The sequence below is a fragment of the Roseitalea sp. genome (assembly GCF_984466335.1).
The window spans coordinates 14,766-24,033 of sequence record NZ_CFIFWG010000024.1 but is presented as its reverse complement, the minus strand read 5'-3'; the positions used below and the strand labels follow the sequence as shown (position 1 = coordinate 24,033).

At 67.7% G+C, this 9,268-nt stretch carries 10 protein-coding genes; 8 read left to right on the top strand and 2 right to left on the bottom strand.

All coding sequences use genetic code 11. The features are described from left to right. The 4 genes from AC5E6L_RS03915 to AC5E6L_RS03900 all read left to right on the top strand — a co-directional run. The coding region (locus tag AC5E6L_RS03915) for a tetratricopeptide repeat protein (protein WP_491771405.1) at window positions 1-405 on the top strand (405 nt) is incomplete at its 5' end. Window positions 406-516: 111 nt separating this feature from the next. Then, a complete protein-coding gene (locus AC5E6L_RS03910) occupies window positions 517-1,188 on the top strand; it encodes an LON peptidase substrate-binding domain-containing protein (RefSeq protein ID WP_491771403.1) in 672 nt (223 codons plus the stop codon). 180 nt (window positions 1,189-1,368) lie between these two features. Then, a complete protein-coding gene (locus tag AC5E6L_RS03905; protein WP_491229492.1) occupies window positions 1,369-1,557 on the top strand; it encodes a Trm112 family protein in 189 nt (62 codons plus the stop codon). Continuing rightward, a complete protein-coding gene (locus AC5E6L_RS03900; protein ID WP_491229486.1) occupies window positions 1,554-2,147 on the top strand; it encodes a TetR/AcrR family transcriptional regulator in 594 nt (197 codons plus the stop codon). Before AC5E6L_RS03905 ends, AC5E6L_RS03900 begins: the two co-directional genes overlap by 4 nt. Before the next feature lie 17 nt (window positions 2,148-2,164). Here the strand turns inward: AC5E6L_RS03900 and AC5E6L_RS03895 are convergent, their stop codons facing one another. After that, window positions 2,165-3,433: a ubiquinone biosynthesis hydroxylase gene (locus tag AC5E6L_RS03895; RefSeq protein WP_491771401.1), complete on the bottom strand. Its 1,269-nt coding sequence runs from the start codon at window positions 3,431-3,433 to the stop codon at window positions 2,165-2,167. Window positions 3,434-3,581: 148 nt separating this feature from the next. Here AC5E6L_RS03895 and tesB point away from each other — a divergent pair, with 148 nt between their 5' ends. From tesB to AC5E6L_RS03880, 3 genes are all read left to right on the top strand, one after another. After that, window positions 3,582-4,448 carry an acyl-CoA thioesterase II gene (gene tesB, locus AC5E6L_RS03890; RefSeq protein WP_491229484.1) on the top strand — a complete coding sequence of 289 codons (867 nt, stop codon included), beginning with the start codon at window positions 3,582-3,584 and terminating at the stop codon, window positions 4,446-4,448. Window positions 4,449-4,676: 228 nt separating this feature from the next. Next, entirely contained in the window at window positions 4,677-5,015 is a 339-nt protein-coding gene (locus AC5E6L_RS03885) for a P-II family nitrogen regulator (RefSeq protein WP_491229483.1), read from the top strand. 32 nt (window positions 5,016-5,047) lie between these two features. Continuing rightward, window positions 5,048-6,406 (top strand): ammonium transporter, encoded by a 1,359-nt coding sequence (locus AC5E6L_RS03880; RefSeq protein WP_491229482.1) that lies wholly within the window; start codon window positions 5,048-5,050, stop codon window positions 6,404-6,406. Between the two features lie 190 nt (window positions 6,407-6,596). Here AC5E6L_RS03880 and AC5E6L_RS03875 read toward each other — a convergent pair whose 3' ends face one another. Continuing rightward, on the bottom strand, window positions 6,597-7,349 hold the full coding sequence (locus AC5E6L_RS03875) for an SDR family NAD(P)-dependent oxidoreductase (protein WP_491771398.1): 753 nt from the start codon (window positions 7,347-7,349) through the stop codon (window positions 6,597-6,599). Between the two features lie 338 nt (window positions 7,350-7,687). Here AC5E6L_RS03875 and AC5E6L_RS03870 point away from each other — a divergent pair. Next, the coding region (locus AC5E6L_RS03870; protein WP_491771409.1) for a DNA translocase FtsK 4TM domain-containing protein at window positions 7,688-9,268 on the top strand (1,581 nt) is incomplete at its 3' end.

Here is a 9,268-nt window from a genome sequence, read left to right as displayed (position 1 = left end):
GGCATGGCCGCACTGATGGCGGATCACGGCCAGGCCGACCGGGCGCGCGACATGCTCGACCAGGCGCCCGAGGCGATCGCCGACGCGCCGGAGCTTTCCGCCGTGCGCACGCGGCTGGACCTGGCCGAAAAAGTGGCCCGTATCGGCGACCCGGCGGCGCTCGAAACCCGGCTGGCCGACAACGCGAAGGATCACGAGGCGCGCTTCGACCTCGCCCTCATCCTCAATGCGCGCGACGATCGCGACGGGGCCGCGGACCACCTTCTGACCATCATGAAAACCGATCGCGACTGGCGCGAGGACGGCGCCCGCAAGGAACTGCTGACCCTCTTCGAGGCTTGGGGGCAGACCGATCCGGCCACGGTCCGCGCGCGCCGCAAGCTTTCCAGCATGCTGTTCAGATGACCGGGACGCCGGGCCGGCCGTGACGCGGCGGGGGTTGCTGTCCGCTGTCATCGCCCCATTTAGGGTCGGGACCCTCGTCCCCGATCGCCCTTGAGATGGTTTGTGGAGCATATGCAGGCAGGAAACGCCACCTATCGCGACCTTGACGACGTGCCGGCCATCGTGTCGGTCTTTCCCTTGTCGAGCGCCTTGCTGCTGCCGGGCAGCCAATTGCCGCTGAACCTGTTCGAGCCGCGCTATCTTGCCATGTTCGACGAGGCCCTGAGGTCCAGCCGCGTCATCGCGATGGTGCAGCCATCGTTCAGCGGCAATGCCGGCGAGCCCGACAGGCCCGACCTGTGCAAGGTCGGCTGCCTGGGTCGGATCACCGCGTTCAGCGAGACGGGCGACGGCCGCTACCTGATCACTCTGGAGGGCATCTGCCGGTTCCGGATCATCGAGGAACTCGACGTGACCACGCCGTTCCGGCAGGCGCGCATCGCCGCCTTCGCCTCCGACCTCGCCGACGAGGACGATGGCGGCAATGTCGACCGGGAGGGGTTGCTCGAAGCCTTCCGAGCCTATCTGGACGCCAACCAGCTCGAAGCGGACTGGTCGAGCGTCAACAAGGCCAACAATGTATCGCTGGTCAACGCGCTTTCGGTCATGTCGCCCTACGGGCCGGCGGAGAAGCAGGCGTTGCTTGAGGCGCCCGACCTGAAGAGCCGTGCCGAGACCCTTGTCGCGATCACCGAAATGGCGCTCGCCCGCGGCAGTGATGATTATGCCCGCACATTGCAGTAGGCTCGCTCCGCAGTAGGCTCGCTCCGGGAGCGACGATTTGCGCGGGACGCCATGGCAGACGATCAGCCCGAGACATCGCCGGACGGAGAACGGGGCGCCGATGGGACGGCATCGGCCCCGCACGCCACGGGCACCATCGCAGGCGATGACCGCCCCGATGGCGTCGATCGGTTCGGCGGCATGGACCCCAGGATGCTGGAACTGCTCGTCTGTCCGCTGACCAAGACCCATCTTCACTACGACCATGCGAGCAACGAGCTGGTTTCGGAGGCGGCAGGTCTTGCCTTTCCCGTGCGTGGCGGCGTGCCCATCCTGCTGCCGTCCGAGGCGCGTCCGCTATGCGACGATATCGCGCCGGGCGGCCCGTGACGGAGGTCGCTGCAACGGCCCGTCGCAGACGGGGCGATGCCCGCCGGGAGGCGCTTGCCCAGGCTGCGGCGGAGCGGTTCTGGCGGCAGGGCTATGCCGGCACGTCGATCGCGCAGATCGCCCAGGCCGCCGGCGTGCCGCTGGGCAATGTCTACTACTACCACAGGACCAAGGCGGACCTGGCGATGGCCGTGGCCGATCTGTTCGTTCGCCAGACCGAGGCGCTGGTCGGGGATGTCTCGGCTGCGGCGGACGCCCCCCGGAATCGGCTCAAGGCGCTGATCGCGCGCCTGAAGACCTCGCAGGCGTCGCGGCTGGCCCATGGCTGCCCGATCGCGGCGGCCGCGCGCGAGTTTCGCGCCGAGGCGCCCGGGGCTTCGCGCCGCGCCGCCGAGAGCTTTTCGGTGCTGACCGGCTTCGTCGCCGCCGAGCTGGGCCGCGCCGGCCTGCGGCCCGCCTTGGCGCTCGCGCGGGCGCGCGCCTTTGTCTGCGAGTGGCAGGGCGGGATCGCGCTGGGGCATGCGCTGGGCGAGCCTTCCGTCCTGGCCGAAGCCTTCATGCGCATGGAGCGTCTGGCCGCGCGGACCTGACGCCGCCACGCCTCGCCTCAGAGCGGGGTTCCGCGCAGCAGCTTCGGCGCGGGGCCCGAAAGCCCGGCGGCCTGCCTGATGAAGAAGCGCTTGAGGTCGGGCATACGGTCGACCATGCCCAGGCCGAGGGTCCGCGCCGCGCGCAGCGGCGCGAAATCGTTCGAGAACAGCCGGTTCAGCGCGTCCGTCGCCGCGCCCATCCGCACCGTGTCGAACCGGCGCCAGCGCTGATAGCGTTCCAGCACGTCGAGCGCGCCGATATCCCGGCCCAGCCTGTGCGCCTCGACCAGCGTTTCGGCGAGCGCGGCGGCGTCCTTGAAGCCCAGATTGAGCCCCTGGCCGGCGATCGGATGGATGCCGTGGGCGGCATCCCCCGCCAGGGCGAAGCGCCGCGCGACGAAATCGCGCGCCAGCGTCAGCCCGAGCGGATAGGCACGCGGACCGTCCTCGACGTTCAACGCCCCAAGCTTGAGCCCGAAGCGCTGTTCCAGTTCCATCTCGAAGGTCAACGGGTCGGCCTTCAGCAGGCGCTCGGCGTTTTCGGTCGTCTCGGTCCAAACGATGGACGAGCGGTTGCCGGTCAGCGGCAGGATGGCGAACGGTCCGGCCGGCAGGAAATGCTCCAAGGCGCGGCCGCCATGGGGCCGCTCATGGGCGATGGTGGCGACGATGCCCACCTGGCCATAGTCCCAATGGACCGTCCTGATGCCGGCCATGTCGCGCAGGCGCGATCTGACCCCGTCGCAGGCAATCAGCAGCCGCGTCTCGACGGTGTCCGCGCCCGTCTCGATGCGCATCGCCGCGCCCGCGTCGGAAAAGCCGGTCACGCCCCTGCCCTGATGGATCGCGACGCCCGCCTCGGCGCAGCGGCGGCGCAGGATGCGGTTCATCTCGACATTGGGCAGCATGTGCGCGAACGGCTCGTCGGGGCCGACATCGCCGTCGAAGGTCAGGAACACGGGCCGCACGGGATCGGACGCGCGGCTGTCGGTGACGATCATCTCGGTCATCGGCTGGGCGTGCGGCTCAAGCGCCTCCCAGCAGTCGAGCGCGGCCAGCATGCGGCACGCGGCGGCCGCGATCGCCGAGGCCCGGCCGTCCTTCTCCCAGACGCCCTCCGGCGCCGCATCGGCGACGGTGACGGCCAGGTCCGGCGCGCCGCGGGCAATGGACAGCGCGGTTGCGAGACCGACATAGCCCGCGCCGGCGACAAGGACGTCGCAGCGCTCGGGCGTGCCCTCCGGCGTGCCCCCCCTTGTCGCCTTTTTCGCGTTTGCCTTGACCATCGCCGAACCTCCGCCGCCTCGCGCCGACCTTGACTTGCGGCGCGCCCTTGTAGCAAGGCGGCACGGCGTCGCGCAAACCGCGCCGCGCCGCGCCCCCGAGGCCTTTCCGGCCCGCTCCGCGCGCACCGTCCAGCGATGGGGTTCCGCCATGTCCGAGGCGATGCAGAAGGTGCTGTCGATCCTGGATCTGGAGGCGGCGGGCAAGGATCGCTTTCGCGGCCGCAGTCCGCAATCGGGATGGCAGCGCGTCTTCGGCGGCCAGGTGATCGGCCAGGCGCTCGTCGCCGCCCAGCGCACCGTGCCGGCGGACCGGCATGTGCACTCGCTGCATTGCTACTTCGTGCGGCCCGGCAACCCGGCCATACCGATCGATTATGCGGTCGACCGCATCCGCGACGGCGGCAGCTTCACCACGCGCCGCGTGCTGGCCGAACAGGACGGCACGGCCATCTTCGCCCTGTCGGCCTCGTTCCAGATCGACGAGCCGGGGCTCGACCACCACATGCCGGTGCCGCCCGAGGTGCCGCAGCCCGAGGCGCTGATGGGCGAAAAGGAGCTGATCGCCACCTTCATCGACCAGGTGCCCGAAAACATCCGCCGCTACTGGGCGCGCGAGCGGCCGGTCGAGCTCAGGCCGGTTTCGCTGGCGCACTATATCAGCCGCGAGAGGCTGCCGCCCGTCCAGCATGTCTGGGTCCGCGCCAACGGCCCCGTGCCCGACGACCGCGCCGTGCAGGCGGCGCTGCTCGCCTATCTGTCGGACATGACGCTGCTCGACACCGCGCTGTTCGCGCACGGCCGGGCGATCTTCGATGCGGACATGCAGGTCGCCAGCCTCGACCATGCCATGTGGTTCCACCGGCCCGACCGGCTGGACGACTGGCTGCTCTATGCCCAGGACAGCCCCAACGCCTCGGGCGCGCGGGGGTTCACGCGCGGCGGCCTTTACACGCGCGACGGTGTTCTGGTCGCCTCGGTGGCGCAGGAAGGGCTGGTCCGGATTCGCAACCGCTGATTTTTAGGCAGATCCATCTTATTGCCTGTCAATTAGGCAAATTGCGACGCCTCGTCTGCCCGCTTTCCGGGCATGTGTTTTATTTATGCAATAGAATCAATATTCTATCAGTTTGGCACGCGGCTTGAATCTTTTTTGTGCGAAGCAGCACGCCCGTTGGGGCCGACGTGCTGCGGCGACCGTCGGCGGCATGGTGTCGCGGCGGCAAGCAACGGGGAAGAAAAGCGCATGAAGATAGTCATGGCGATCATCAAACCCTTCAAGCTCGATGAGGTGCGCGAAGCGCTCACCGGGCTGGGGGTCCAGGGCCTGACCGTGACGGAGGTCAAGGGCTACGGGCGCCAGAAGGGCCACACGGAAATCTATCGCGGCGCCGAATACGCGATCAGCTTTCTGCCCAAGCTGAAGATCGAACTGGCGGTCGAGAACGACATGGCCGACAAGGTCGTCGAAGCCATCTCCAACGCGGCCAAGACCGGCCAGATCGGCGACGGCAAGATCTTCGTTCACACCATCGACCAGGCGGTGCGCATCCGCACCGGCGAAACCGATTCCGAAGCGCTGTGACGCCGCTTCGCCATCCAGGGAGTCTTCAACCCATGATCAAGCAAAAACTTGCAACACTGGCCCTTGCGGGCCTGGCGGCGACGGCGCTGCTTGCCGAGCCCGGCCTTGCGCAGGAAGCGGCCGAGACCGCCGAGGCGGCGGCCGAAACGGTGGAGGCGGCCGGCGGCGCGCCATCGGCGGAAGTCCAGTACATCTTCAACACGCTTTTGTTCCTGCTCGGCGGCTTTCTGGTGATGTGGATGGCGGCTGGCTTTGCCATGCTCGAAGCGGGCCTGGTGCGGTCCAAGAACGTCTCCATGCAGTCGCTCAAGAACATCGCGCTCTATTCGATCGCCGGCCTGATGTTCTGGGTCACCGGCTACAATCTGATGTATAGCGGCGTTGACGGCGGCTTCATCGGATCGTTCGGACCCTATTCCTTCGACCCGGTCGGCGGCGACGCGCTCGATGCGGGCTATTCGACCGCCTCGGACTGGTTCTTCCAGATGGTGTTCGTCGCCACCGCCGCCTCGATCGTCTCGGGCACGGTGGCCGAGCGCGTCAAATTGTGGCCGTTCCTGATCTTCGTCGTCGTGCTGACCGGCTTCATCTATCCGATCGCCGGTTCCTGGCAGTGGGGCGGCGGCTGGCTGGCCGAGATGGGCTTTTCGGACTTCGCCGGCTCGACGCTCGTCCACTCGGTCGGCGGCTGGGCGGCGCTCGCGGGGGCGATCCTGCTGGGCGCGCGCGCCGGCAAGTTCGGCGCGGACGGCACGGTCCATCCGATGCCGGGCTCGTCGATCCCGCTCGCCACGCTCGGCACCTTCATCTTGTGGCTGGGCTGGTTCGGCTTCAACGGCGCCTCGCAGCTCGCCATGGGCACGATCAGCGACGTCACCGATGTCAGCCGCATCTTCGCCAACACCAATCTCGCGGCGGCCTCGGGCGTCGTGACCACCATGATCCTGTTGCAGATCCTCTACAAGAAGATCGACACGACCATGGTGCTCAACGGCGCGCTGGCCGGCCTCGTCTCGATCACCGCCGAACCGCTGGCGCCCGCCGTGTGGCAGACGATCATCATCGGCGGCGTGGGCGGCGCGATCGTCGTCTTCACCGTGCCGCTGCTCGACAAGCTGAAGATCGACGATGTGGTCGGCGCCATTCCGGTGCACCTGTTCGCGGGCATCTGGGGCACGCTGATCGTTCCGTTCTCGAACGCGGACGCCAGCTATGGCGTGCAGCTCGTCGGCATTTTGGCCTATGGCGTGTTCACGCTGGTCGCCGCCTTTGCGGTCTGGTTCGTCCTCAAGGCCGCGATGGGCATCCGCGCCAGCGAGGAAGAGGAGATGCGGGGCCTCGACATGTCCGAGACGGGCGTGGAGGGCTACCCCGAATTCACACGGGCCTGACGGCCAAGGGCGGGGCCACCTTCTTCCGGCCCCGCCGCTTTCCGGTTTCCGCCCCCTGGGGCGGCGCCCATCCCGTCGTGATGGTTTCCATCACACAAACCTGCCCGGTCCCTGCGACCGGGCTTTTTTTATGGGTTCGGGAACGATCCAGCCTGAGCCGGATAGGCTCCAGGTTGCGGCGGCCGACCGGTCAGTCGGCCTGTTTGATCGCCTGCTGGCCTGTGATGACGCCGCCATCGATGAGAAACTCGCCGCCGGTCGAATAGGTCGCCTCGCACATCAGGAACCGCACCAGGCGTGCGACCTCTTCAGGCTCACCGAAACGCGGGATCGGCTGGGCCGCCGGCATGTCCTCGGAAAGGCCGGCCGTCATGTTGGTCCGGATGGGGCCGGGATGGATCGAGCAGACGCGGATCTTGTCGCCAGCCAGGTCGAGGGCGGCGGCCTTGGTCAGCCCGCGCACGCCCCATTTGCTGGCCACATAGCTGGCGATGCCCGCATAGCCCATCATGCCGGCGGTGGACGATGTGTTGACGATGACGCCGCCGCCCGCGCGAGCCATGGCTGGAGCACACAGATGGATTCCGAGAAAGACACCGTAAAGGTTGATGTCGATCGTCTTGCGGAACTCCTCCGGCGAGCTTTCCTGGATGGGGGTGAAGCTGACGATACCGGCATTGTTGAACAGCGCATTGACGCCGCCAAGGGCGGATTCAGCGGCCTTGATGGCGGCGGACCAGTCTTCCGGCCTGGTCACATCGAGATGGCGGTAGTGCACCTTGTCGCCGAGCTTGTCGGCAAGCGCGGCACCTTCGTCGTCACTGATGTCGCAGATCACCACCTGCGCGCCACCTTCGGCCAGAAGTGCGGCTGTCGCCGCGCCAAGGCCGCCGCTGCCGCCGGTGATGATGACCTTTAGGTCCGATACCGGTAGGGTTTTCACGGGTTTCTCCTCCTGCTCTTTCGTCATGACGCTGCGCTATCAGCCGCTATCTGGTGGCGCAATCGGCGAATCGTCACCCCTCGAAAGCGCCGCGGTGCCCAGGTTTGATCCGGGCGATATGGCCGATGGTTAATGTGCGTTTAACCAACAGCTTCTAATTTTGCCGTGACGGAGTTTTCCACCCAGCCAGCCAAGACACGGTTAAGTAAGACACGGGTTAGACGATGCCGGCGAACCACCTTGAACCGCCTTCCGGACATGCCGATCGGGCCGACTCGACCCTGGCCGGGCCGGGCGAGCCGATCCCGGCGCCGGTCGTCGCCTGGCTGCGGCGCCAGATGCGTTTCGCCGGTGGCGTCGCGCTGCTGCTTTTGGGTGCCTTCATTGTCGCGGCCATTCTGGGCTGGAACGTCGCCGACCCGAGCTTCAGCCATGCCACCGATGCGCCGGTGACCAATTGGATGGGCTATCCGGGGGCTGTCGCAGCAGACCTTGCAATGCAGTTCTTCGGCCTTGCGGCCCTCGCAGCGCTGGTGCCGCTGGCCTTCTGGGGCCTTGCGCTGATGCGCGATTCGACGCCGTACCATGTCGGGCGCCGCATGCTCGCTTGGCTGTTCGGCGCCCTTGCGGCCGCAGCCGCGGTCGGCTGCCTGCCCGCGACGGGCGGCTGGCCGCTGCCGTCGGGGCTCGGCGGCGCGCTCGGCGACATGATGCTGGGTGTGCCGGGCCTCGTCATCGGCGGTTATCCACAGGGGCTTTCCGCACTGATCGTCGGGCTGTTGTTTGCGCCGCTCGCGGTTGTCCTGCTCGCCTTCGCAAGCGGATTTGGGGAGCGGGCCTCGGCCGCGGATCTGCCGTTCGACGACGACGATCATGCCGGCCCGATGGTGACGCTCGGCGCGGTGCTGCACGGGCTTTATGCGATACGGGCGAGCTTCAAGCGCCTTTTGCCCTGGAAGGCGCTGCGCGGCGGCGCCTCGATGCCGGCGGACGGCGAATGGCCGGGGCCGCGCGTCGAGCCATCCATGGAGCCGAATAGCGCTGTGCGGGACGGTTTCGACGTCGAGCCCGCAATCGACGATTGGCAAGGCGCCGAGGACTGGGCACCGCGGGCGCCACCCATGCCAGGAGACGAGCCGGGCGAGGAGGACGAGGAGGGCATGGCGACAACGCGTGTCGTCACGCCGGCGCCGCCGCCAAGGCCCAGCGTGCGCGTTCAGCGCGAAGCGCAGCCCTGCCTGATCGGGGACGGCGCGTTCGAGCTGCCGCAGGTTCACTTGCTGAACGAGCCGAAAAACATCGCCCGCGACGAGACCCTTTCAGAAGAGGCGCTCGAACAGAACGCCCGCCTGCTCGAAGGCGTGCTGGAGGATTTCGGCGTGCGCGGGGAGATCATCCAGGTCCGCCCCGGCCCCGTCGTCACGCTCTACGAACTGGAACCGGCGCCGGGCATCAAGTCCTCGCGCGTGATCGGTCTTGCCGAGGACATCGCCCGGTCGATGAGCGCGATCGCCGCGCGCGTGGCCGTCGTGCCGGGCCGCAACGCGATCGGCATCGAACTGCCCAACGCGCGGCGCGAGACGGTCTATCTGCGCGAACTGATCTCCTCGCAGGCCTACGACAAGTCCAAGGCCAAGCTCGCATTGACGCTCGGCAAGACGATCAATGGCGAGGCGGTGATCGCCGATCTGGCGAAGATGCCGCACCTGCTGGTGGCGGGCACCACCGGATCGGGCAAGTCGGTGGCGATCAACACCATGATCCTGTCGCTGCTCTACAAGATGACGCCGGAAAAGTGCCGGCTGATCATGATCGACCCCAAGATGCTGGAGCTCTCCGTCTATGACGGGATTCCGCATCTGCTGACGCCGGTGGTGACCGATCCGTCCAAGGCGGTGACCGCGCTGCGCTGGGCGGTG